Annotated in this window: 26 protein-coding genes; 11 read left to right on the top strand and 15 right to left on the bottom strand. The window is 45.8% G+C overall.

The window, feature by feature from the left end; all coding sequences use genetic code 11:
- Window positions 1–99 precede the first annotated feature (99 nt).
- From ACH10T_RS05765 to ACH10T_RS05750, 4 genes are all read right to left on the bottom strand, one after another.
- On the bottom strand, window positions 100–936 hold the full coding sequence (locus ACH10T_RS05765) for a DUF3391 domain-containing protein (RefSeq protein ID WP_394808365.1): 837 nt from the start codon (window positions 934–936) through the stop codon (window positions 100–102).
- Window positions 937–1187: 251 nt separating this feature from the next.
- Entirely contained in the window at window positions 1188–2063 is an 876-nt protein-coding gene (locus ACH10T_RS05760; protein ID WP_394808364.1) for a hypothetical protein, read from the bottom strand.
- Window positions 2064–2074: 11 nt separating this feature from the next.
- Entirely contained in the window at window positions 2075–2476 is a 402-nt protein-coding gene (locus ACH10T_RS05755; protein WP_394808363.1) for an ExbD/TolR family protein, read from the bottom strand.
- Window positions 2463–3110, bottom strand: a complete 648-nt coding sequence (locus tag ACH10T_RS05750) for a MotA/TolQ/ExbB proton channel family protein (RefSeq protein ID WP_394808362.1) — start codon at window positions 3108–3110, stop codon at window positions 2463–2465. The genes ACH10T_RS05755 and ACH10T_RS05750 overlap by 14 nt, the downstream gene beginning before the upstream one ends.
- Before the next feature lie 324 nt (window positions 3111–3434).
- On the opposite strand from ACH10T_RS05750, the gene ACH10T_RS05745 reads away from it, so the two are divergent.
- Window positions 3435–3818 carry a surface-adhesin E family protein gene (locus ACH10T_RS05745; protein ID WP_394808361.1) on the top strand — a complete coding sequence of 128 codons (384 nt, stop codon included), beginning with the start codon at window positions 3435–3437 and terminating at the stop codon, window positions 3816–3818.
- Between the two features lie 176 nt (window positions 3819–3994).
- Here ACH10T_RS05745 and ACH10T_RS05740 read toward each other — a convergent pair whose 3' ends face one another.
- The 9 genes from ACH10T_RS05740 to ACH10T_RS05700 form a co-directional block, all read right to left on the bottom strand.
- Entirely contained in the window at window positions 3995–4576 is a 582-nt protein-coding gene (locus tag ACH10T_RS05740; RefSeq protein ID WP_394808360.1) for a YaeQ family protein, read from the bottom strand.
- Between the two features lie 91 nt (window positions 4577–4667).
- Window positions 4668–5312: a DUF2959 domain-containing protein gene (locus ACH10T_RS05735; protein WP_394808359.1), complete on the bottom strand. Its 645-nt coding sequence runs from the start codon at window positions 5310–5312 to the stop codon at window positions 4668–4670.
- Window positions 5313–5376: 64 nt separating this feature from the next.
- The gene (locus tag ACH10T_RS05730; protein WP_394808358.1) at window positions 5377–7461 is read right to left on the bottom strand and encodes a diacylglycerol/lipid kinase family protein; all 2085 of its coding nucleotides are present in this window, start codon (window positions 7459–7461) and stop codon (window positions 5377–5379) included.
- Window positions 7392–8630, bottom strand: a complete 1239-nt coding sequence (locus tag ACH10T_RS05725) for a CDP-alcohol phosphatidyltransferase family protein (protein ID WP_394808357.1) — start codon at window positions 8628–8630, stop codon at window positions 7392–7394. The genes ACH10T_RS05730 and ACH10T_RS05725 overlap by 70 nt, the downstream gene beginning before the upstream one ends.
- A 121-nt stretch (window positions 8631–8751) precedes the next feature.
- Entirely contained in the window at window positions 8752–9813 is a 1062-nt protein-coding gene (lptG, locus tag ACH10T_RS05720) for an LPS export ABC transporter permease LptG (RefSeq protein ID WP_394808356.1), read from the bottom strand.
- Window positions 9810–10889: an LPS export ABC transporter permease LptF gene (lptF, locus tag ACH10T_RS05715; RefSeq protein WP_394808355.1), complete on the bottom strand. Its 1080-nt coding sequence runs from the start codon at window positions 10887–10889 to the stop codon at window positions 9810–9812. Before lptF ends, lptG begins: the two co-directional genes overlap by 4 nt.
- A gap of 63 nt (window positions 10890–10952) precedes the next feature.
- Complete coding sequence (locus tag ACH10T_RS05710) at window positions 10953–11798, bottom strand: nucleotidyltransferase family protein (RefSeq protein WP_394808354.1); 846 nt, start codon at window positions 11796–11798, stop codon at window positions 10953–10955.
- Window positions 11795–12946: an N-acetyltransferase gene (locus ACH10T_RS05705; protein WP_394808353.1), complete on the bottom strand. Its 1152-nt coding sequence runs from the start codon at window positions 12944–12946 to the stop codon at window positions 11795–11797. Before ACH10T_RS05705 ends, ACH10T_RS05710 begins: the two co-directional genes overlap by 4 nt.
- A 150-nt stretch (window positions 12947–13096) precedes the next feature.
- Window positions 13097–13582 (bottom strand): hypothetical protein, encoded by a 486-nt coding sequence (locus ACH10T_RS05700; RefSeq protein WP_394808352.1) that lies wholly within the window; start codon window positions 13580–13582, stop codon window positions 13097–13099.
- A 473-nt stretch (window positions 13583–14055) separates the two neighbouring features.
- On the opposite strand from ACH10T_RS05700, the gene ACH10T_RS05695 reads away from it, so the two are divergent.
- The 4 genes from ACH10T_RS05695 to folE2 all read left to right on the top strand — a co-directional run bounded on the left by ACH10T_RS05695 (window position 14056) and on the right by folE2 (window position 17982).
- The gene (locus ACH10T_RS05695; protein ID WP_394808351.1) at window positions 14056–14310 is read left to right on the top strand and encodes an exodeoxyribonuclease VII small subunit; all 255 of its coding nucleotides are present in this window, start codon (window positions 14056–14058) and stop codon (window positions 14308–14310) included.
- Window positions 14300–15193, top strand: coding sequence for a polyprenyl synthetase family protein (locus tag ACH10T_RS05690; RefSeq protein ID WP_394808350.1), 894 nt, complete (start codon window positions 14300–14302; stop codon window positions 15191–15193). Before ACH10T_RS05695 ends, ACH10T_RS05690 begins: the two co-directional genes overlap by 11 nt.
- A 34-nt stretch (window positions 15194–15227) precedes the next feature.
- Window positions 15228–17072: a 1-deoxy-D-xylulose-5-phosphate synthase gene (gene dxs, locus ACH10T_RS05685; protein WP_394808349.1), complete on the top strand. Its 1845-nt coding sequence runs from the start codon at window positions 15228–15230 to the stop codon at window positions 17070–17072.
- 103 nt (window positions 17073–17175) lie between these two features.
- Window positions 17176–17982, top strand: coding sequence for a GTP cyclohydrolase FolE2 (folE2, locus tag ACH10T_RS05680; RefSeq protein ID WP_394808348.1), 807 nt, complete (start codon window positions 17176–17178; stop codon window positions 17980–17982).
- A 14-nt stretch (window positions 17983–17996) separates the two neighbouring features.
- Here folE2 and murJ read toward each other — a convergent pair whose 3' ends face one another.
- Both murJ and ACH10T_RS05670 read right to left on the bottom strand, forming a co-directional pair.
- Window positions 17997–19535: a murein biosynthesis integral membrane protein MurJ gene (murJ, locus tag ACH10T_RS05675; protein WP_394808347.1), complete on the bottom strand. Its 1539-nt coding sequence runs from the start codon at window positions 19533–19535 to the stop codon at window positions 17997–17999.
- 116 nt (window positions 19536–19651) lie between these two features.
- On the bottom strand, window positions 19652–20374 hold the full coding sequence (locus ACH10T_RS05670) for a hypothetical protein (protein ID WP_394808346.1): 723 nt from the start codon (window positions 20372–20374) through the stop codon (window positions 19652–19654).
- A gap of 278 nt (window positions 20375–20652) precedes the next feature.
- On the opposite strand from ACH10T_RS05670, the gene ACH10T_RS05665 reads away from it, so the two are divergent.
- The 6 genes from ACH10T_RS05665 to ACH10T_RS05640 all read left to right on the top strand — a co-directional run bounded on the left by ACH10T_RS05665 (window position 20653) and on the right by ACH10T_RS05640 (window position 25108).
- Window positions 20653–20991 carry a hypothetical protein gene (locus ACH10T_RS05665; protein ID WP_394808345.1) on the top strand — a complete coding sequence of 113 codons (339 nt, stop codon included), beginning with the start codon at window positions 20653–20655 and terminating at the stop codon, window positions 20989–20991.
- 12 nt (window positions 20992–21003) lie between these two features.
- Entirely contained in the window at window positions 21004–21861 is an 858-nt protein-coding gene (locus ACH10T_RS05660) for a DUF692 domain-containing protein (RefSeq protein ID WP_394808344.1), read from the top strand.
- On the top strand, window positions 21839–22618 hold the full coding sequence (locus ACH10T_RS05655) for a DUF2063 domain-containing protein (protein WP_394808343.1): 780 nt from the start codon (window positions 21839–21841) through the stop codon (window positions 22616–22618). Before ACH10T_RS05660 ends, ACH10T_RS05655 begins: the two co-directional genes overlap by 23 nt.
- Window positions 22619–22730: 112 nt before the next feature.
- Window positions 22731–23438: a sensor histidine kinase gene (locus ACH10T_RS05650; RefSeq protein WP_394808342.1), complete on the top strand. Its 708-nt coding sequence runs from the start codon at window positions 22731–22733 to the stop codon at window positions 23436–23438.
- Window positions 23439–23511: 73 nt separating this feature from the next.
- Complete coding sequence (locus ACH10T_RS05645; protein WP_394808341.1) at window positions 23512–23940, top strand: response regulator; 429 nt, start codon at window positions 23512–23514, stop codon at window positions 23938–23940.
- Complete coding sequence (locus ACH10T_RS05640) at window positions 23849–25108, top strand: tetratricopeptide repeat protein (RefSeq protein ID WP_394808368.1); 1260 nt, start codon at window positions 23849–23851, stop codon at window positions 25106–25108. Before ACH10T_RS05645 ends, ACH10T_RS05640 begins: the two co-directional genes overlap by 92 nt.
- The last annotated feature ends 23 nt before the right edge of the window (window positions 25109–25131 follow it).

Raw genomic sequence — 25131 nt, 5'->3', positions numbered from 1 at the left:
ATAAAAACAAAAAATCGGGGCAGCGCCGTTCCGCTGCATGAATAGGGTGCCCTCTTAAATTCAATCTATTATTGTCTTGACTGCGGGGTCCACTTTAGATTACCCATTCCCATTTTCACGTTCGTGATGCTGGAGCACAATTTTAATTACTTCTTCCGGTGTATTACTTAGCTGGGTAATGATCTCTTCTCCATAAAATATATGTTGCTTCATTAGCTTGCGTTCATTAGGTTTGAGAAGCAAACTTTTTTTAGTTTGGATTTCTTTCGGCAGGCGTTGTTTTCCGATATCCATCAACAATCCACCTAAGCCAAGTATCGATAATTCTTTGCGTGGAAGACCGAGGTGACGACCGAAGGCAAGTAAGTGAACCGAGGTCTTAATTGCACTATCGTAGAGTTCTTTCCCGGTAGTTTTGAGCTGCGCAAGCAGAAGTGCCGCATCTGGGTTACGGATAATGCTTTCACATAAAGTATCAACCACTTCGTGCGCTGCTTGAATATCAAATTTGGTGTTACGTTCGATGTTGATACTGATATCGCTGAATAAAGTGAATGCGATGCTATATGCCTTCGTAGCAGCAGGTATTTCTTGTTCCGCAGTGTGGATATCAGTATAAGTTTTTACTCGTTGGGGTAGTGTACTGAGAGATTCAGTTTCATTGGCTTGTAGTTGCTTATGCTTATTAGCAATATCCGTTGAAGCAGAGATCTTCGCATGAGGAGTATGTTGCTGAGCCACAAAAATCTCACTCCTGTCTACATCCACATAAACAAGAGTGCAATAGCGTTTTAAAATGTCAATATCGTTCTGGGATTGGATGAGGATACCTTGAATAGAGTAGGGTGTTTCAAGCCAAGGACGATCAAGATCACTGACATACATGCCTACTTGAAGATCGTCTACAGGAACTTCGATTGTTGTATTACTTGCCATAGCAGAAGTATTCGCTGAAGAATGAGAGGAAGTTACAATAAATAAACTTCGAATGAGTTGAAGGATTGAATAATGAAAGAGTCTTCTACTTTAAGGGGGTAACGACGTATTTGGAAAATTTCTTAAGTAAAATCTTATTAAGGAAGCTCTGAATAACCCTCATAGGTCATTCCCAACACAATAAGGAATCTTTGACAATCAATATTATTGATTTCTCGCTATGCTCGAAATGACAGTTATTCAGAGCTGGCTTAACGTACCGGATTAATAAAAAACTCGCGCATCAGAAAATCTTCCAGTCCCGCTGAATCTTTCTCGCGTGCGGATAACACGACGACACGGTGCAGACGGTGTGATTCCCAGTTAAAATCCTCTTTGTAATGCTCACGAATTAATTGGATCATCCGGCGAACCATGGCTAGTTCAACATTGCCATCCGGTCCGGCATCCACTTGGATAGTTTGCAACCGGGGATTGCTTTGGCCCGTTGTCCAGGCGCGGAATGAAAATTCAGCCGTGCGTGGACCTATTCTAAGAATTTGAAATATGCCACTGGTGCCAGGATTCTGGAGATTGCGCCTGACATTGGCCATACGGATTTCATCGGCAGTGGGTTGCGGCGTGGCAGTGTTCGCAGCCACATCATCATTATCAAAAAGACCTTCCGCGCGGCGACGCGCTTTGGCTTGATTAATATAATCGGACAAATCCGTAGCCGAATCGGGGGCAGGTTTTGGCGGCGTTCTAGTGATTGCCTTGTTTTTGGTAGGCTGGGTGGGCGTGGGCTTACTAGGTTTTTCAACCGCTTTGGGTTTGGGCTGTGATCGCGATGGCGGACTCGGGGCCGGAAGCGGCGGCAATTTCGGTGCCGGTTTCGCTTCCTCGACAGTTTTAGGTTTCTCTTGTGGTGGCGTTGGAGCAGATTGTGGAGAAGCAGGTAGCGAGTTCTTGGCATCCTCTGTTTCGTTTAAATCGATAAAGCTCGCAGCAATAGGGATCGGCGTTTCGCCTTCTATCTCGGGCACTGACAAGAAAAAACCCAGTCCCCAAATAATCAACAACCAGACGAGCGCAGCCAGTGGCAATGGCCACCACAGGCGAATTTCTCTCGATCTGGAACTTACCATTCTGTGCTGTGCTATTTATGTTTGACCGCAATCAGAAAATGCTGGGCACCGGCAGATCGAGCGCGCAGCATAGCCTGCACGACAACGCCTTGAGGCGCCTCACTATCCGCGGACACAATCAATTTCTGTTTTGAGTCTGCGAGTAACGGTTTGAGTGTTGTGGCCAGCGTTTCTAGCGTAACAGCCGTCTGATTGATAAAAATTTTACTGTCTTTGGTTAGCGTCAGAGTAACGGGCTTTTCCGCATTGAGCTTCTCAGCTTGGCCTTCGGGCAAATCAACCTGCAATGAATCCAGTTTCTGCATCGATAAAGAAGCCAGCATGAACGTCGCCAGCAAGAAAAACATCACGTCGATCATCGGAATGATTTCTATTTTACCTTTAGGAATTGTGCGGGATTTACGGAGCTTCATGGTTATTATCCTGTTGATCCAGGCGGATGTTATCGATCAGTCGCGTACCCAGACGTTCCATCTCATCCAATGTCAGCGATTGCAAGCGGGAAAAATAATTGAATCCAAATAAGGCCACCAGCGCAATCGCCAAGCCCACCACGGTTGCAATCAGCGCCTCTGCAACACCGCCTGTGACCGCCGCGGGGTTAACAATGCCTTCGCTGCCAATCACCTGGAAAGCGCGCATCATACCGACAACGGTTCCCACCAATCCAAGCAGCGGTGCGGCGGTTACGATGGTTTCCAAAGCCCAGAGCCGCCGCGACAAAGATTCTTCAATGATTTGCGCTTCATCGGCAGCGCGCGATTCCGTCCACCATGCCGGTTTATGCCGGTTGGAAATCACCACTTCAAAGAAACGCTTGTAATAATGACGCTTATCCAATCCGGAAAGGATTTTTTCCAGATCGTTCCATTTGAAACCATATGTTTCGACAAGGTTTAGCAAATCGCTGGAAAGGCGTGCGTAACGCCAATAAACAAATGTTTTTTCAAGCATAATTGCCAGAGCGATAACCGCCAGTAAAGACAGTGGAATGATAATAATTCCGCCAAGCTTTAACATGACCCAGGCTTGATTTAGTTCTTCCATATTTAACTCCAGATTAAGGCTATTCATAAAGCTGTAGATTGCCAGTACTTATTGAACCCAAAAATATCCAGCTATCATTACATTCATAACGTGCACGTCATCGTGTCATTCTATTGAGAATCTGCGACACAAAACCTAACATCACCCGGCCGGATGGATGCTAAGAATAGTTGAAAACACCAGCAGTTGGAACACTTTAATGGCAAAATGATTTACTTTTGTGACTTTGTTGCAGAAAGGCACGAAACCTATACGGATTACCCATTGCTTGGAAATTCTGAGGAAAGAAAAACAGATTGAACAAGCCAATTATAGCGATTAATCATGAAAAAATGTTTAATGGTACTGTTTCTGTTGATGGCTGTTACAACTGTGCAAGCCAAGTGGATTAAAGCGGATGCTGCTGCCAAATCCGGCGAAGCGCATTACTTTGACCCAGAGACCCTGCAAAAGAACGGCCAGTTCCGAAAAATCTGGGTGTTGTCCAGCTACGAGGAAAAGCAAAAAGGTGGTCACCACGCGGTTAAAACATTGTATGAATTTGACTGCGCCTATCACAAAGCCCGCTCAATCACGATGTTGTTGTATCCTGATAAAGAAGCCGCAGGCATGGTAATTGGCGCGCATCATGATGAATCCCGGGATTGGTTTGGTTTTTCGGCCAACTCAATTTTCCGGCATATTGCGGAGACGGTTTGTATTGATTGAACGAGTTCAAACGTATAATTGGATTCAGTTTTTAATTTCCGGTTTGTCCTATTTTATTAAGGAATCAGAAGGTGATTCACGAGTCTGAGTGCTGGAAAAAACCCCTGCTTCGTGCTGCTACTTGGCTCGAGAAGTTGCGGATTACCGAAGGATCGGCAGAACGCTCTTTGAGTGGGTCAAGATATTTTTAACGCAACCCAATTCACCTCACATTCTCCCAACTCCGTAGCTACGTAAGCAGATTCCTCAGTAATCGTGACGGAGATATCCATCGTTCGTTGCACCAACTTGGCCAGCGCCTGAATGTTTGGCCATTGAAATTGAAAAAGGGCTGCGGTCAGCTCGTTGAATTTTGCTTTTTCCTGCATCCACCAGACATTCGATTTGGAGTTAAAGCTATACACTTTGACTGTTTGAGCGATCCGGGTGGCTTTCTTGATTCGATCCGGGGCGGGTTCTCCGACATCGATCCATAACGCAATCCGGCCATCCGGGGTATGTGCCCATAGGTCGGGCTCTTCTACGGTACTCAATCCTTTACTGAGTATTAGGGACTCCTGTGCATTGATACAAAACGCCAGCATGCGTACCATCATGCGTTCGAGTGTTTCCGATGGATGCTGGGCAATAGTCAGATTGAGCGTATCGTAATAATTACGATTGAGGTCGGTCAGTGCAATTTTAAATTTGTAGATGGTGGGTTTGAGTGCCACAGATGTGCCTGTATCGTAAGGAGCTATTGAATACCCGTTTGTCATTCCGAACGCGGTGAGGAATCTTTGGCGAACAGCGCTATAGATTTCTCGCTACTCTCGAAATGACAGTTATTCCGGGATTTCTTGAGATGATTTATTTTTCCATCGTGTTGATAAACGCATTCGCTTCATTGATCGATTGTTCCATGGAAACAACCAATGCAGATACATCTGACTTAATCGTGCTCAATTCTCCTTTGAGTGAAGCGATGGCGCGTGCATTGAGGTTGTGTTTGAGAAACATGACCTGATCGTTAAACACGGTGAGGATCGGTTCAATCTTGGCTTCTGCCTGTTTCATCGAAGTGATTAGCTGGCGATAATGTGTTTGCGTGGTGTTGAGTTTCTTCTGGCTGTTTTGTTTCATCGCGGCGCTGCTGTATTGCGTGATTTCCTGCTTCCATTCGGTAAATAAAGCTTCAGAGACGCTTTCAATATCGGCGATGCGGCTTCTGACTTCTTCGGCCTTAGCGACACTGGCTTCATAGGCGTCATTTAGCCTTTTGTATGTGGCTTCAAGATCACCGCCATCAAAATTGGTGGCGGCAGTAAATTGTTCCAATGCCGATTTGAATTGTTCTTTGGTTACTTCTTGTGTGTCGCGCGCTTTTTCAACCCGGGATACCATCACATCGCGCTTCGGAATGCCAACTTTCTCTAGGGCCTCGAGATACATCGTGGAACAACCCATTAGCATAAAAAATACGGAAAGAATGAGTAACCGATACAGATAGTTCATGTTTGTCTCCATTAAAAAGTTTTTAGGTTGTCGATCTTTGTTATTTCTTAACAGGTCATTGGATTTAACGCAACACCCCCCGCCGCAATAACTGCCAGGCTACTTTTAAACCCCACAGGATGGGGTGACGGCGCAGCATCGGGGTAATTTCCACGCGGACACCCGTGTGCCGTTCTATTTTCCAGGCAGCGTATTCGACGCTATTGGTAAAAGTAAGCGTGGCCTTGGATAATCGTAGGATCGACAGAATGCGTCCTTGCCAGCGGCGCAGCCGCCAGTGCCAGAGTGCTTTCCGCTGTGTCTCTGGATTGGTCAGACAGCGATATTTTCCATTTTCTTGTTTTTCCAATACCTCTGTTAGCATGGGGGCTGCCACTTCTGTTAGGCGGATCAGTGCATTCAGATTGGCCTGTGCCAGGTGGCGTGCACGTGTTTCTTGCTCTGCGCGTAATTCGGCGGCGTAGGTGAGCATCAAGCAACGGGTCCAGATTTCTTCTACATCGAGTATGTTTGCTTCGAGTGTTGGTACGCCAGATTTTAAAAAGGTGACGACGGAATGCGCGAGTGCTGCATAAATGCGTTCTCGTACGGAGTCGTCACGGCAGTGGAGCAATCGCGATGGTTGCGCAAAGCGCGCCCAGATATACGGATGAAACCAGAATTGCGCACCACGTGCAAAATCACTGGTAGAAATGACGGCGTATTTGGCGTGTAACGTTCTTTCCTGATGCGGTACTTCCAGATAAAAAACATTGGGTGCCAGCCAGGTGTTTAAATTGGCCAAATAACGCTCTGGATAAGCCTTGTGGTAACTATCAACGATGACATACAGATCGACAATGCCTTCTTCCAAGCTGATGTCGGAATGCAGGCAGGAGCCATACAGAATCACCGCATCCAGTGATGCGCCGAAGCGCATGATGAGCGCATCCAACAAAGGGGCGAGATCGGGTGATACCGTCTTTTTGCTTTCCCAGGCTACTTCGTTAATCAATCGAACAGGCAGTTGCACAGCAGATGTGGTTTTGGAGCTAGTCATGGAATTCGTAGTGTCCTCTGGTACAAAAAATGTTACGGGATCCGTCGCGGAAATTCGCAAAGGTTCATGGGAGTGAACAGATCGATACAATTCACCATCCAAAATATATTCATCTTCCATTCGCAAGGTCAAGGAATGGGTGTTATGGCTATAGTAGCCGTCGGTTTCTTGTAACACTTGGCCGCCGCCTGACAGTAATGGCCATACCGAACGCCACAGTCGCTTAGGTTGTTGATTGACCAAAGTGACATGAAGCGGTGCCGGTTCTTTGCCCCAATACGGACGGATGTTGAGTAGCAAACAATCCACTGTACTGACCAGTGCCAACAGATAAGTGCCGTGATGGATTCGTCCATTCACTTCCGTCATTGTCATATTGACCGGTGCCCACTCGCTTTTCTGGCGACCAAGTTGCATATCGATAATTATGCCAATGATTGATCGTAGCATGATCAAAAAAGTAAAAGTGCTGCCGGTGATTCCCAGTTGTTTGACCGGGCTGCTCGAAAATTTCACGCCGCGCGCCACCAGCCCAACCGCGAAGAACATGCCGTAAATCGGGTTCATTCCAGTTTGCTCGATTCGTAGCACCGGGCGCTGCACCAGCTTAGGCGCTGATGGCTTTAACAGATAATCACGCAAGCGGTGTAATGCTTGTTCGGGTTTGCCCTGTATGCCCAGATCCAGTGGCGTCATATTGGTGGTGCCGCCCGGTATGACCATCAAGACCGGCCATTTTCCGGGTGCTAATAATTTAAACAGATGGCCTAGTATCGCGTGCGTCGTGCCGTCGCCGGCGACAATCACCAGTAAATCGATGTCTGCTTGTATTAACTGATTAATTGCGCTTTTGAAAGCTACCGCATCCGCGGCTTCGCAGATCATGATGCCGGGTATTGCATCCAGCGCCAGCTGGATGGCCGGTTTGCGTTTACGTACCTGACCCCCCATTGGATTGATCAGGCAGCCGATTTTGGCTGCTCCGGTTTTTAAGCGATCAATCCGTGCTTGTAATGTCATTGGGCGATGCTGCGTGCGACTTAAGGGAATGATATGGGATAGGGTTTTCTCAGACTGATCGGCGCGCGTGTAAATATTTTGACTGCCCATATTTCCCGGTCACGTGCTGGATCGATATCCTGCAACCAGGATTTTAGTGTTCCCTCTTTCTGCTTGGTTTGCCAACCGATCATCAAGCGCCATATCAGTATCGCCGTTGAGATCACATGCCAGACGACGACTAACAGTAGCCCGACATCAGGTTGATTAGTTAACCATCCATACGTGAGTAGAATCAGATTCGGATTGCGCCGGGCAGTAATCAGCCGGTTAAATGAGTCTAATTTTTGCCAGATGAACATATCGAAAGATGCCAGCCAATATTGGAATGCGCCTTCGCATAAGCGCCCGCCCACATAACCTAAAAACATGAGCCACATCATTATTTCCAATCCGCTAATGGGTGTAAGGGTGCTTGCTAAACCGGCACCCCACGCCAGATACCACAGTGGTGGATGAATAATATCCAAGCCATGATCCAGAACATCCCCCAGATGGCTGGAAGTTACGGTGACGCGTGCAAGCTTTCCGTCTACGGTATCGAGAAAGGTCATGAACCATCCCATGAGCAATCCAATGCCAAAAAATCCGCCCCAGAATGCTAATCCGGTCAGAATGGCGAGCACGATGCTGAGATAGGTGACGTGATTCGGTTGCCAGCCTTGACGCACGCAATAATGCGTTACCCAGAATGCCGGCAGCGGCCACAGCCATTTAGTGACCAGATCGGTCACGCCTTTATATGACCCGGAGAACAGCTCCTTTTCCAGTAACGGACGATTGGTTTCGCTGACAGGTAAAATATAAGGAGGGTCTTTCTTTTTCAGATTTTGTTGAAAATCTATTTTCAGATCTTGTAGACCAATGCGCGGAATGATCAGCAACACGAACTTATAATTCTGGCTTTTATTATTGTTAAGATTCCTGAGTATTTGCGGTGCTTGACTGCCATCGGTACGTATCGCGGAGGGGCAGCCTTCGTCATTGTATAAGGCGATTTTCTTGTCCAGCCCGAGCAATGCAGTCAACACCCGGGCATCAAATAGAAAATTAGAATTCAAAAATAAAGTAGTCGCGCTGGCAGGAATTTTTTCGGCATCATCAACCAGCTGGATGTGCTCGTGCGTTTGTAACATGCGTTGCAAACGCTCTCGACCCGTTAATCCCCAAATGGTGATTTCACTTTCACCAAAAATATAAATATATGTTGAAGTCGACATGTGCGGTTGATAATGGATTTTGTCTGAACGAAGCTAACGATTGAATATTAATCTAATGAACTATAGGTTATGCAAGGCTACGCGATTTTAGATGTTTTGTAACAACAATAACAGATCGGTGTTAAAAAGTCCGGCGTAACCATATATTGGCCAGAATAATCATGAATAATCCAGGGGCAAGTGCGATGAATGCGGGGTTTAGGCGCAATATCAGACCGGCATTGGCGATAATTTGATCCAACAAGTAAACAGCGATGCCGATCAGCGCAGCCAATACCAGTTTGTTGCTCAAACCGGTTCGGATCGATCCAAATACAAATGGAATGGATAACAGCAGCATGGCTACCGTCATCAGTGCACTGCCAACTTTTCGCCATAACGCCAAGGCGTAGGAATCCGCATCCTGACCGGTGCTGCGTAAAAATTCTACATGCCGTACCAATTCAAGTGGTGACAGGCTTTCGGGTGGTTTGGTGAGCGTTAGGATATCTTCTGGATTCAGAAAAGAGGACCAGTTTAATGTATTAGCCCGGGTTGCTAATATCTGATCATCTTTAAATGTTCTGACAACGACGTTGCTTAATTCCCAGATATCGTCATCGATAATGTCCGCATATTGTGCCAAGGTATGTGTGAGTAAGAAACCTTCTTGATCCAGTTGCAGGATTTCAATATCCGCCGCTCTTTTGACATGCAACATATGACCGATGCGCAGGATATTTTGCTCGTTGCGCGTCCAGATACCCAGGTTTTTACCTAATTCAGCACTTTGCTCCAGCGCGATAGCCCGATAGGTAATCGCTTTTTGTTGCAGCTGGGGTGCTACAAATTGCTCTAAAATCGCGACGCTCAGCAGTAGTGCAATACCGACGCTTAATGGTGCAAGACTGATACGAAGCGGTGACAGTCCGGCAACGCGCATAGCAATTAATTCCGAATCCACGGCCAGTTTTCCAAGTGCAACGACTGTGCCTAATAAAGCAACAAAAGGTGCGATCTGAATAAATCTGCGTGGCAAGAGCATCGCTGTGTAGAGAAAAGCATCTTGGATGCGATAAGTGCCTCTGCCTACATTATCCAGTTGATCTAATAAATCAAAGAAGCTGAATAATGGAAGCAGAATCGAAGCGGCAATCATGAAGCCGATCAGCACTTGGTAAGCGATATAGCGATAAATTATCATCGTGGGCGTGAAAATGGTCTTTGACTTGATATCAGTGCATAGATACCCAATGCTGCTAGCATGAGTAGATAGAGCCACCAAACCCCCGGTATGCTGCCAACGACACCTTGCTCAACCCAGGTTTTGGCCAGTCCAGTAAAATTATAATAGGCGGCGAAGACGAGTGCGGCAATAAGATACGTTCGATCGGTTTTATCGTGGCGCGGCGTGCTACGAATGAATGTCACTGCAATTAAAGCCAATAGAATCGTGGCGAGCGGACGGGAAATTCGCCATTGCAATTCGGCAATATCACGCGGCTGATCGGATTCCCAAAGTGTTCTTGTGGCGGCTGCCTTGCGCCGGTAATTCAGAGCATAGTCACTATCAATAAAATAAGTCATGTTTTTGAACTGGATGACATCATCAATGCTGGCTGTTCTTGTTAATTGATAAATCATACCTTCAGATAACTGGATGTGCGGTCTTTGTTCCGGTTCTGACGGTTGAATTTGGCGAGCTTGCTTGGCAATGACAATTTCGCTGCCGTCCGGCTTCTTGATATAGTGAAAAATATACTGCATTTGCTTGTCTGCGTCATTCTTGTTGCGTACATAGACGATTCTGCCGGTTCGTTCACTACCATGAAAACGCCCGGCCTGAAACCGGTTTGTATTTAACTCGGCTTCTGCCTGTGCGTCCAGAATGTAACTTTCCGCATAGGCCCAAGGACGAACATAGGATGAAAGCATGCCGCTGACAATACCAACCGGTATCGCCACCGTCAGTACGGTGAGAACAATGCGCGTACCACTGACACCGGCAGAACGAATGACATTCAGCTCCTGATCTTTGTTGAGTCTGCCCAGACCTATGATGACCGAAATATAGAGCGCGATGGGGATTAATACTTCCAGTGCAATCAGTGTTTTTAAGAAAACCAGTTTCAGCAGGGCAGTGATTCCCAAAGTTTCAGTGACGGCTCCTGCCAAAAGCCGTGCACTACTGAAGCTGGCAAATAAACCGACCAGAATAAGAATGACTACCGTGAAGGGCAGCAATATCTCGCGCGCGATATACCGTTCAATTAATTTCATAAATCTGCGTGATTAACATAACTGATGGTATGGCGAATAGCATTGACGAGAGCAGGTGGCAGATTACTCAATAGATTGCGTGTCACTGGGAAAAGAATATGGTTTTTTCTTGAGTATGGATTCGGCAAGCACCAAATCTTCTATTTTATCGACATCTATACCGGCCCGTGGATCATCAAGCATGATTCCTTGTATTTTTACCCCGGATTTTTCGGATACGGCTTGCAATCCTTGTTGTAACGTGAGAAATCCAAAAAAATACGCCAATACCATTTTGAATCCAAGTACTTCAGCGATCAATCGCCAGGGGCGTTTGCGCAAATCTTCAGCTTGCCGCCAGAATCTGATTAATGCTCGCCCTTGTGGGTTAAAAGTAAACAGATTGCAGCCGCAAAATCCACCGTCGCGTAAGCGGATAACAGTGCGTTTGGAGACGGGAAATGCGGCAGTGATATCTTGCTGCCTGACCAAGCCAACCGTGGCGTCACACTGGGTTGCTAAGGAGTCACGCAGAAAACTTTGTACCATATCGGGTGTTAGCAAAGCATGATCTGCGGTGGTTAATAATACCGGCGTATCGCTGGGTATTTGACTCAGACCGCTTTCAGCGCTGCGGCTGGGGGAATCCAGATTCGGTATCCAAATCACTTGTCCGGAAGCAACGCGCTGTTTTAATTCCGGGCAATGTGAGTGAAGGGAATCAGGAGGGCCGCAAAGGATAATTGTGGTAACCAAATCGCAAGCCGCCAGCGTATCCAGAACACGGATAACCATTGGAATGCCATCTACAGGTGCAAAGGCCTTGCAGGCGGCACCGGTATGCTGCGTGATGGGATCTTTGTTGGTGCGGTCGGCAGCTAGAACCAGTGCGGCGAATCGTTGCGGCGCTGAACAAGATTCATCGTTCACAATGTTTTTCCATAAATACGATAACGTTTGTATTGTTCGCTGCCAATACTGTCGAGAATGCTACGCATCGAGACGTTATCTTCAAGTATCCATGACATCTCAACCTCTTCAATGCCGCGGGCAATTCCTGCTTGACGGGGCGCATCAATGACCAGGCAAGCCAATGCCAGGCCTAGCGGTGTATTGTGGAATTGTTTGCGGACACCCATTAGCGGTATGCGGCCTGTCCGTATCTCTTTATTTTTGATCTTTCTGATCAGTTTGAGCCAGCCAAACGGAAACAAGCTCCCATTTAATTCGATTAAGACTTCGTTGAGATTGGGTAGTCCAACCATAAATGCCGCAGCCTTGCCATCGACTTCGGCAATCTGGATGAATTCATCCGGCAGTAACAGGCGCAGGCTGGTACCCAGTTCGGCAAATTCTTCCCGTGTAAAGGGGATGAAACCCCAATTTTCAGACCAAGCATCGTTAAAAATATCCCGCAAGGTTTCCATTTCTTCATCAAAATGATTACGCTTCAATGTACGCAATGTTACCTTTGAAGCAAATCGATTGATCAAAACCTGCATGACACGGGGTATTTCAAAATCGACCCGGACCTTATAAGCCAGTAAATCTTTGGCGGGAAGATAACCTTGTTCTTCCAGTAAACGGCCATACCAACGCGGTGAGTGGGGCATCATGATAACCGGTGGTGTATCAAATCCATCGACCAGAATACCGCATTCCTGATTGATAGAGAGATTAAACGGGCCGCTCACATGACGCGTTTGCCGGGAAGCCAGCCATGCTTCAGCATTCAGTATCAATGCAGCAAAAACTTCTGAATCGTCGATACATTCCAGCAGACCGAAGTGGCCGCTATCTGCACCGTAGCGTTCCCGGTGCAGCGAATCGATCTGTGCACTGATTCGCCCAACCGGTTGACCGTTTTGATAGGCGACCCAAGCTTGCCATTCACCATGTTTAAAAAAAGGATTGAAGCGGGAAAAATGGAAGCGCCGTTCCAGGCGTAAAGGTGGCACCCACAACGGATCATTGGCGTATATGTACCAAGGTACATCAATAAACTTGCCCATATCACGATAAGACATTACCGGGCGCACCGTTACTTTGGAACCAACCGGTTTATCGTGTGTATTCATGGCAAATGAATGATGTGGTTTTAATGATAATGCGCTGGATTATGAACCTGTTCGCTAGACAATCCGGAATCACTGCCAATTGCATCGAATCTGTTGCTATGCCAATACCCACTGATTCGCTGCATTGCATCATGTAGGGCGAAGAAGTTTTTATATATGTGTGTGTTTCAATAAATCCGCTACAAGCTTATGAAAAACTTCTTTTGGATCTGATTCTTTATGCGTAGATTGTTTGGTACCTTCAGAAGGATCGGATGCCGAGGATTGTTCAGCTGCGGCAATTTTCTCATCTGTGATATTGCGGCAGAAATCACAATAATTATTCCAATCCGTATTGTAGCTGAGCAGGCGATCCTGAGGAAGGAATACTCTCAAGACTTCAAATTCTTGCTGCATTCCAGGCAGCCGGGAGCAGAGGTAAATGTTGATATTCTTAGGCCAGCGTTTATGCTGAGGATACATGTCAGCGAGTTCTGTTTCTATCGTATAGCGGAAGTTATCAATCGCATCGGCGCGGCGCTTGCGATTAAGAATTTCAACAAATACAGCCACCAGCCCTAGAAAGCCAAATAAGACAAATGGCCATAACGGCACGGTTTCAAAATATCCGGAGATTTGGTCAATGATTTCGTTCAAGGTTGTCTCAATTTAATTACATTAGAAAACGCAGAATGGGTTCTTGTATCGAGAACCTCTACCCGGGGGTATTGCCGAAATAAGCGGTCGTGACGATGGAACAAGTAAAGGACTATTTTTCAATGACTTATTTTTTAACAAATCGAATGTTTACCTAATCCTGACGAGGCCTACCTAGGCTCGTATCTTGCCATAGTAAGCGTGATGTATCAATATTGTTATTTTGTGTTGCTAAAATTGAAAACCGGTTATGAAAAAAGTGTGGGCAATATATTTTATTAAAGGACTGATAATCACATGTGCCTTGTGATCTAAGCCGTTTTTCAGCTGCTCAACTGTGGTTTCAAAAAGCAGCGGGGACAGTTATTACTAAATTTGAATTGACCTGACACTGCTTATTGCGTTATTTTTATCTGCTTTTTTGTAAAAAAACCATCTATTTTTATATTTGTATTCTTGCAGGCTAAGTATTTATGACCAAATCATCTAAGCATGCTGTTTCATCTCAGCCAGAGAGTTTTGAGGCGGCATCAGCTGAATTGGAGAAAATAGTGACGGCCATGGAAGCAGGGCAAATGTCACTGGAGGTTTCTCTTTCAGCGTATCAGCGTGGAGCAGAGTTGTTACAGTATTGTCAGAATAAACTGCAAGGTGCGCAACAGCAGGTTCGCATGCTTGAAGCCGGTATATTAAAAGATTTTACAGGATCTGACCGTGATGAGCGCTGATTTTCAGAATTGGACCAGCGGTTGTCAGGCGCGTATCGAAATATTTCTGGAATCGAGATTACCTGGCGCAGATTGCGTTCCTGAGCGATTACATAAAGCAATGCGCTATTCTGTGCTGGGTGGAGGAAAACGCGTACGTCCGCTATTGTCTTTTGCAGCCGGGGAACTTGTGCGTGCAGATGCTGAGCGTGTTACGGTTGTTGCCGCGGCGGTAGAACTCATACATGCTTATTCTTTGGTGCATGATGATCTGCCGTGCATGGATGACGATATTCTGCGGCGCGGCAAACCTACCTGTCATATAGAGTTTGATGAAGCTACCGCACTGCTGACGGGCGATAGTTTGCAAACCTTGGCTTTTGAATTATTGGCGGAGAAGCGTCTGGCTGATGAACCGGGGACGCAGTTAGAGATGGTCGCGCAGCTGGCATTGGCTACTGGTTCTCGTGGTATGGCAGGGGGGCAGGCATTTGATTTGGATAGTGTCGGCAAGACTTTAAGCCTGCCGGAGCTGGAATTTATGCATATCCATAAAACCGGTGCGCTGATCCGTGCTGCTGTGATGCTCGGGGCTCGTTGTAATAACCGTTTAGATAATAATCAGTTGGGTAAATTGGATCACTTTGCCAAATGCGTTGGTCTGGCATTCCAGGTGGTTGACGATTTGTTGGACGCCGAGGCAACAACAGCCACATTGGGTAAAACCGCCGGTAAAGATGCTGAGAATAATAAGCCCACTTATGTCAGTATTCTAGGTATTAGCCAAGCGCGTGAACTGGCGGAGAAATTGCAGCATGACGCTTATCAGGCTTTAGATAGTTTTGGTGAAGCTGCATTACGATTGCGTCAAGTAACCGATTTTATAATTAAACGTAAATTCTAAGTTCTTTTCCCCATTAATTTTTTTCAGGTTTTGAATGTATCCACTGTTAGATACCATTAGCTCGCCTTCTCAGTTACGTGAACTGGATCAGAAGAAATTACCGCAGTTTGCTAAGGAATTACGTAGCTTTCTCATTGAATCGGTCGCGAAAACCGGTGGGCATTTGTCCTCCAATCTGGGTACGGTTGAATTAACCATTGCTCTGCACTATGTTTTTAATACACCGAATGACCAGATTGTTTGGGACGTAGGGCATCAAACCTATGCGCACAAAATTCTAACCGGCCGGCGAGGTGGTATGAATAAACTGCGTATGCAGGGTGGGTTAGCCGGATTTCCGCGTCGCGATGAAAGTGAATATGATGCATTTGGTACCGCTCATTCCAGTACCTCCATCAGTGCCGCGCTCGGTATGGCGGTTGCTGCGCAATTAAACAAGACGGACCGGCGCGCAATCGCCATTATTGGTGACGGCGCCATGAGTGCAGGGATGGCATTTGAGGCGCTAAATAATGCTGGTGTGATGGATGCCAATTTACTGGTTATCCTGAATGACAATGATATGTCGATTTCAAGGCCGGTTGGTGCACTGAACAATTATCTGGCGAAGTTGATGTCGGGGCGATTTTATGCCACGGCGCGGCGTGCTGGCGAGAAAGTACTGGGTGTCGTTCCGCCTATGCTGGAATTGGCCAAACGCGCTGAAGAGCATGTCAAAGGCATGGTAACGCCGGGTACCTTATTTGAAGAATTCGGATTTAATTATATCGGCCCGATTGATGGTCATGATCTGGATGTTTTAATTACCACGCTGAATAATATCAAGCTCCTTGATGGTCCGCAGTTTCTCCATGTGGTTACGCGTAAAGGCGCTGGTTACAAAGTAGCTGAAGAGGACCCCATTCTGTACCACGGTGTTAGTAAGTTTGATCCGGAAAAAGGAATTGTTGCTAAATCAGCAGGAAAACCCGCATATACACAAATATTTGGTGATTGGTTGTGTGATATGGCCGCACAGGATTCCCGTTTAATAGGCATTACCCCGGCAATGCGTGAAGGATCCGGGTTGGTTCGTTTTTCACAGGAATATCCCGAACGTTATTTTGATGTCGGTATCGCTGAGCAACATGCGGTTACATTTGCGGCGGGTGCGGCATGTGACGGATTAAAGCCGGTCGTGGCGATTTATTCAACTTTTCTACAGCGGGCATATGATCAATTGATTCATGATGTTGCTATTCAGAATCTGCCGGTTGTATTTGCCATTGACCGGGCTGGCTTAGTGGGGGCAGATGGCCCAACGCATGCAGGTAGTTTTGATCTGTCTTATTTACGTTGTATTCCGAATATGACTGTCATGGCACCTGCAGATGAAAATGAATGTAGGCAGATGATGTATACTGCTTTCCAACTGGATACACCATCAGCGGTACGATATCCCAGAGGTGCTGGAAGCGGTGTGCAGGTGCAAAAAGAAATGCAAGCATTACCCATTGGTCGCGGTGAAATCCGGCGTCAGGGAAAGCGAATTGCGTTGCTGGCTTTTGGCAGTATGCTGGCGCCGTGCCTGGAAGCTGCAGAAGAACTCAACGCAACAGTGGTCAATATGCGCTTCATCAAGCCGCTAGATGATGATCTGGTGGCATCTTTGGCTGCCAGCCATGACTTGCTGGTTACGGTTGAAGAAAATACTGTGATGGGGGGAGCAGGTAGTGCTGTTACAGAATCACTGAACAGTCAGAGAATTTGTGTCAAAGTGTTACAACTCGGGCTGCCGGATGTTTTTATCGATCAAGGTGATCATGAACAAATGCTTGTAGATTGCGGATTAGACAAGAATGGTATTATCCAATCAGTGCGGTTAATACTGTCTGAGTAATATTTAACTGACTGTTGTTTCAACAGTGTTGATTCTGACTGGGAGTTACGAGTGTGGAACTCAATTGTTGCCAGAGACTCCTAATTAAATAGGAGGAAATAATATGAATAAACAAATAGATTTGCCCATTGCCGATGTGCAGAGTTCGCCTGACACCCGGCGTATTGCGATCGACCGGGTGGGGATTAAGGCCATACGCCATCCCGTGGTTGTGGCCGACAAGGATGATGGGGTGCAGCATACCGTGGCAATCTTTAACATGTATGTGAATTTGCCGCATAATTTTAAAGGCACGCATATGTCCCGCTTTGTGGAAATACTCAATAGCCACGAACGGGAAATTTCTGTCGAGTCATTTCAGGCTATCTTGCGAGAAATGATCGAAAAACTGGAAACAGACTCTGGCCATATTGAGATGACTTTTCCTTATTTCATTAATAAATCCGCACCGGTGTCGCAAGTAAGAAGTCTATTGGATTATGAGGTTACGTTCATTGGCGAGATTAAAAATAACGAATATTTTTTTACCATGAAAGTCGTGGTGCCAGTAACGAGTTTATGTCCGTGTTCTAAGAAGATATCGAATTATGGTGCGCATAACCAACGCTCCCACGTTACTATTTCCGTACGCACGAATAGTTTTGTATGGATTGAAGATGTTATTGGGATTGCAGAGCGTAATGCTTCCTGTGAGCTCTATGGTCTTTTGAAGCGGCCTGATGAGAAGTATGTAACTGAGAAGGCCTATGACAATCCCAAGTTCGTTGAAGATATCGTAAGAGATATTGCGGAAGTGCTAAACCATGACGAGCGCATTGATGCCTACGTGGTCGAGTCGGAGAATTTTGAATCTATTCATAATCATTCAGCGTATGCATTGATTGAAAATGACAAGAAACATAGCGCATAATCAATGGTTAGTTTTTATATTGCCTGCTGCTTGGTAAAGTCTGTGATACGGAATCCCAGTAACCATAAAGCGGCGAAATAGCTGAATGCACCAAGAATGACTACCCAGCTTAATCGCCCGGCACGTGCCATAGCTGAGTCGATTAACCAAGAAGCATCACTGCCTGTTGCAAACCATAAGACAGTGCCCATAATCGTCAAAGCGATTAGTATTTTTAGAAAGAAAACAAGCCATCCGGGCTGCGGTTGATAAATTTTGTGGCTGCGTAATTTGTAATACAGTAACCCCGCGTTAAGACAAGCCCCCAGACCGATTGCCAATGCCAATCCGGCGTGTTTCAAAGGAATGATAAAGGCAAGATTCATCAGTTGTGTGGCAATCAGCGTGATGACAGCAATTTTGACCGGTGTTTTGATGTTCTGACGTGCATAAAATCCAGGTGCCAGTACTTTAACCAGAATTAATCCGAGTAATCCCACACTGTAGGCAATTAATGCTTCGCGTGTCATCCAGACATCATGGTCAGTGAATGCGCCGTGGTGAAAAAGAGTTGTGATTAAAGGAGTTGCTAATAATGCTAATGCCAGGGCTGCCGGTAAGGTCAGTAGAATGGTCATTCGCAGGCCCCAGTCGAGCAAGCGGGAATATTCTTCGGTGCTATTGCTGTTGTAATGCCGGGCTAGCGATGGCAACAGAATCGTGCCTAATGCCACACCCAGCAGACCGGCAGGGAATTCCATTAATCGATCGGCATAATAAAGCCAGGATACACTGCCGGTAACCAGAAGTGAGGCAAAGATGGTGTTGATCAACAAACTGATCTGACCGACCGATACACCAAAGATTGCTGGGCCCATTAATTTGATCACACGCCAGGCACCGGCGTCCGGGTTTCTGAAACGGAAGCGAGGCAATAGTTTGAGGCGTAGCAGGAAGGGTATCTGGAAAGCGAGTTGTAATATACCACCGATAAACACTGCCCATGCCAGCGCGAGAATCGGCGGATCGAGTAAAGGTGTGAGCCACAGCGCGCAGCCGATAAATGATAAATTTAATAGTGCCGGTGTAATCGCAGGAACATTGAACTTGCCATGGGTGTTGAGTATGCCGCCTGCTAGAGCAACCAAGGAAATAAAAAATATATAGGGAAACGTAATCTGCAAGAGTTCAACGGTTAAGTTGAATTTCTCCGGATCGGCAGAAAATCCGGGCGCACTGGCGTAGATAATTAGTGGTGCTGCTACGATACCAATGACGCTAACGAAAAAAAGTGTGATACCTAGAAGCGTGGTGATGTGATCAACCAAGTCGTGCGTTTCTTCGGGGGTGCGCGTGTTTTTATACTCGGAAAGAATGGGAACAAATGCTTGTGAAAATGCGCCTTCGGCAAATAGTCGCCGTAGCAGATTGGGAATACGGAAAGCAACAAAAAAAGCGTCGGTTACCATTCCTGCGCCAAAAATCCGCGCAATAATGACGTCACGCAAGAAACCGAGAATGCGCGATATAAATGTCATGCTGCTGACAGCAGCGAGGGCTTTGAGTAAATTCAAAACGATATATAAGTATTTGCGCGATTAGTAGGAAAGATGGAAGGCTGTTTGGTTCGGGGTAGCTGTGATTCAGAATAAATTTTAGTCCTAATCAAACTAAAACGGACAGTTCCAGATTAGAAAAAATGACTTATTTTCTTTATGAAACCGGCATCTGACCAGTTCCATTGCAGGCAATATTCGGCACCAAGTTTTGGGTTTCTAATATGGACATCGATTTTGGTTTGTCCGGTGACAACAGGGGGTAATAGCGCTTCTTCTAAATCATCATGTTTACAGAAAAACCGGGCTGAAGAAATGGTGCGTCCCGCCGGTAACTCAACAGTTAGATGCAGTTGCCGCGTGTCATTGTCAACGACGTGGGAAAGAACACCTTCTGTCTGTGTGAAAGCATCTTCGTATTCATACGATAGGGTCAGATCAGAACCATTCACTACTTTTAACTTAGGTGGAAGTTTCATGCATACCCGATAACTTCCATTTTCTTTTATCTGTTCAGCCGGATCGCTATCATTAACTCTAAAGTGACTGATGCTGCCTACCGCACGAATATTTCTAAACCAATATTCTGAATTATCAACATGACAGGCGGTTGTCATTTGTGTTTGTGTCAGTGTTGCCTTATTGCCGCTCGTGTCGTGGACAGTCAGTATTTTTCTTAGATCTGCGATAGTAAATGCGGATTTGTTTTGTCTGTATTGATCATAGACCAGTAACGATGCACTGAAAGCAAATATTAGCCCGATCACAACGTAGTCGGTCAACAGTGCGACCAGAACACCGAAAATAATGAGTGTTACATTGATATAAAAAATGAGTTGGTTGGGTTTGTCAAACATTTGGGATTCCTCAATTTGCAAGCTATTTTTATAGTATTCATCGAAGCGCTGAGTTTATCAGAGAGAAGCATGCAAAAAAAGCAAGATAGATAATAGATTGAAACTGATCCGGAAAAACGCTGCAGATTAATCCATATCAAGCGATAGCTTTCCACTCCGATGCGCAGAGCGTGCGGAGATTCCGGAAACAATAAAGAAATAAGGGACTTCATTTGAATTTGGAGTTATTATTATTATCATGCGTTACCAAATTGATCAATTTTTATGGAGGAAGCTAAATGTCAAAAAAATCAATGAAACCTATTTCACTTGCGGTAGGCACTGCACTTGTAACCGGTCTTGCTGCCATTAATCTCTCAGCTGATACCAGCGTAAATCCTTTTTCGATGAATGAATTATCTGGCGGTTACATGCAGCTTGCCGATGCGAGCAGCGCTAACAAATCAGACCAAGAAGGTAAAAATGATGGTAAGAAAACTGAGAAAGAGGGTAAGTGCGGTGAAGGTAAGTGTGGTGGTAAAAATGAAATGAAACAAAATATGGAAGGAAAATGCGGCGGCAAAAAAGCCGAGCAAGAAGGTAAATGTGGTGAAGGGAAATGCGGTTCTAAAAAGTAATTCGAACAATCCATGAGCAGTAACCATTATCCTGTTCATGGCGCTGGTCTTGGTCTGCGGCGCTCATTAATGAGTTCGGTTGCGGATCAAGCCACGCATCCGGTTAATTTCTGGGAAGTTGCACCGGAGAATTGGATTGGCGTGGGCGGACGCCACGGAAAAATTTTTTGTGAGCTGACTGAGAAATTTCCTTTTATCTGTCATGGATTATCACTTTCAATCGGCGGACCGTCGCCATTGGACGAAGCTTTTCTACAACGGCTGAAGCGTTTCCTGAAAGTGCACCACATCCGGTATTACAGTGAACACCTGAGTTATTGCAGTGACGACGGTCATCTGTACGACTTGCTTCCAATCCCCTTTACGGAAGAAGCGGTGCATTATGTCGCGGATCGTATCCGGCGTGTCCAGGATATCCTGGAACAACGCATTGCAATGGAAAATGTTTCCTACTATGCGGTACCTGGCAAGAAAATGGAAGAAATTGATTTTATCAAAGCCGTGTTGCAGGAAGCGGATTGTGATTTGCTGTTGGACGTCAATAATATTTATGTGAACAGCATTAACCATCGATACGATGCAGAGACATTCCTCCGGCAACTCCCAGCCGAGCGTATTTGTTATATTCATGTTGCAGGGCATTACCAAGAAGCAGAAGATCTGATTGTGGATACGCATGGCGCTGATGTAACTGATCCAGTCTGGCAATTACTCGGAAAAGCCTATCAACATTTTGGTGTTATTCCCACGTTGCTGGAGCGAGATTTTAATCTTCCACCGCTGGCAGAGCTGCTGGGAGAAGTGGAAATCATTCGTTCATTACAGTCGAAAGGGTTGGATCGAAGCAGTGGTCACATACAACACGGCTGATCGTCCCGATTTTGTGCGGCAGCAATATGCTTTTGCGGCACATATCCGGAATCCGGAAAAAAATCCTTGTCCTAAAGCGATCGAAGAACGGCGCATGAAAATCTACCGCGAGTTGTTTTATAACAACGTGGAAGATTTTATGGCCAATACTTATCCGGTATTACGTCAAATTACACCGGATGAATGCTGGCATGCCATGATCCGTGATTATTTTGCTAATCACCTGTCGCATACTCCTTTGTTTCCGGAAATGCCGCGCGAGTTTCTAAAGTATCTGGAACAGGAGCGCAACCCGCATTCTGATGACCCGCCTTTCATACTGGAACTTGCTCACTATGAGTGGGTTGAGTTAGTGCTTTCTTTATCAGATGAGAAAATTGACGAAACAAAAATAGATACGCGTGGCGATTTACTGGATGGGATACCTGTTGTTTCTCCCCTTGCCTGGTCACTGAGTTATCGCTTTCCCGTTCATAGAATTGGTCCGGCTTTTCGGCCTAAGGAAGCCGGTGAGACGCAAACGCACTTGATTGTTTATCGCGATGCCAATTTCGATGTGCATTTTATCGAGATCAATCCAGTGACGGCGCGGCTAATGCAGCTGATTTTGGAGAATGACAACCAATCCGGGCGAGTTTTGCTGCAACAAATGGCCACAGAACTGAATCACCCGCAACCCAATATCGTTATCCAGGGCGGTATAGAAATATTGAACGATCTCAAACAGCGTCAAGTGATCTTGGGGAGTAGAACCTGACGATCAAGAAATAGCGTTACAGCTTCAAGGTGTTATGCCGTTAGACTGCCATTGGTAAATGATGAAGGCGCATATCTTGTGCGGAAAATCAAATGACACGGACACGTTTGACATGAAGGAAAATAGCGTCGGCAGTATCCCCTCTGTGCACAACATGACAAACTTTCTGGTTTCTTCCGCACATAATATGAAGAATTCAATAAGTATGTTGATTGGTGGTCTGGAAAAGGCGCTTGCGTCAGCTGAAGCGACCCAACTTTCTACGCATGCTGAATTGATGCAGATGAATCATGAAGCAAAACGTATTAACAACAACCTGATTCAATTGCTGACACTCTATAAGCTGGGTCAGAAAATTTATCCCTTTGATCTACAATCCATTTGCCTGGATGATTTTTTGCATGTGATGGTTGCGCAATATGGGGAGTTACTTAGATTTCGTGCGATTAACCTGGAAGTTCGTGTTAATCCCGAATTATATTGGTATTTCGATGAAGACTTAATCAGTGGCGTGATTGGTAATGCGTTAAGTAATGCCATGCGTTACACGCGTGACCGTATCCATATAATCGCCGAGGAGAATAAAGGAAAACTGGTGCTGCGGATTGAAGACAACGGGAATGGCTATTCGAGTCAAATTCTACAGGAAAGTGATAATTGCGCGCGCGGTGTTGATTTTCAGGGCGGTAGCACAGGGTTAGGTTTCTATTTTTCGGCGATGGTGACACGCATGCATCACAATCAAGGCTGTTTAGGCGAACTAAAGCTGGAGAATGGTGGCTCACTCAGAGGCGCTTGTTTTGTGTTACGTCTTCCGTAATTAATGGCTATTTATTGAAATTATGAATACTAGTGAGTTTAATTCTTTAACAGCTGACATGGATTTCTCAGATATGACTGTCTTGATAATCGATGATTATCAAGAAATGCGCAGCATTTTTCGCGATATCTTGCGTAGCTGTGGTGCTGATGTGAAGAAAATATCTATGGCAGCAAGCGGAAGCGAAGCCATTTCTTTAATCAAAAAAACGCAATTTGACATCGTGCTGTGCGATCTCGATTTGGGATCCGGGAAGAATGGACAACAAGTACTTGAGGAAGCCAAGCATTTGTCGCTTGTTGGGTCTTCTTGTCTGTGGGTCATGATCTCGGCAGAAAAATCTCCGGAAGCAGTGACAGGTGCCCGCAGAATATCAACCCGATGCCTATTTGCTGAAACCGGTTACCGAAATGAATCTGCGTTTGCGCTTAGCCAAAATTTGGGGAAAAAAGAAAGCATTTGCAGAGATTCACCAGGCGATGATGCAACTGGATTATTCTAAAGCCATAAGTTTGTGCGATCAACGTTTAACTTCCGATAAGGCTAATGCGGCTGATTTGCTCAGGACTAAGTGCAATTTGTTATTGATTACTGGCGAATATGATCGTGCCAAAAAAGTACTGGAAAAAATTTTGACTGAGCGCGATCTGCCTTGGGCGAAAGCGGCGTTAGCTAAAATTCTGCTAAAGAAAAATGATTTTGTAGCAGCTAAAACATTGCTCGAGGAAACTGCTGAAACAAATCCCGCATTCCTTGAGGCGCATGATTTGCTCGCGCAAACGTTGCAAGCTATGGGCAATCTCGAAGAAGCGAACAATGTACTAGAGCGCGCAGTAAAGCTATCGCCAAACTCGGTATTGCGACAGAAAAATCTTGGCGTCGTGGCGATGAAAATCGGCAAACTGGAGAATGCTGAACGGGCTTTCCGCAAGAGTATATCGTTAGGGGAAGATTCCGTACTAAAAACAGCAGATGCCTATTTTGGCCTTGCCAAAGCATGCAGCACCAGTAAAAAGCCTGATGAAGCAATTAAAGTGCTGGGTCAGCTCAATAAGAGTTTCGCTACGGATGAAATGCGCCTAAAAGTGTTGGCAGTGGAAGGAATGATTTATCATCAAAGCGATAATGCCGAGAAGACTAAACAGATCGCCACTGAGATCATCCAGTTGATTGATCAGGATGCTATTCATCCAGATAGTGAGGGATCACTGGAAATAGCCCGTCTACTGATGGTTACGGACGATAAGGACAAAGCCATCAAATTATTGCAGCGGGAGATTAAGAATAATCCGGAGAATACTGCCTTGCTTCAAGATGTCGCAGAAATATTTGATCAAGCTGGCATGGGCGAAGAAGGCAGTAAATTAATTGAGACGATACGCCAGGAAGCCATGCTGATTATGAATCGTGGTGTATTGCTCGTCAGTAAGGGACAGTATGAAGAGGCGGTCAACGCCATGCGGGATGCTTACGCAGCCATGCCGGCAAACATGCGTGTGTTACTCAACTTAGCCTACGTGATTATTACGTATATTCAAAAAAAAAGACCAACGCCAGAGCTGACTCAAGAAGCGCGTAGTAGTCTTCTCGCTGCAAACGAATTGTCACCCGGTGAACCGCGTTTTATCCGCCTGATGGCTGCACTGAATCAGTTCTCCGCATCAACATGATCTAGCCAGATTATTCAAAACGT

It is taken from the genome of Nitrosomonas sp., assembly GCF_043753625.1.
In the GTDB taxonomy this organism is placed as follows: domain Bacteria; phylum Pseudomonadota; class Gammaproteobacteria; order Burkholderiales; family Nitrosomonadaceae; genus Nitrosomonas.
The sequence above is the reverse complement of the archived record's forward strand: the minus strand, read 5'-3'. Positions and strand labels throughout refer to the sequence as shown.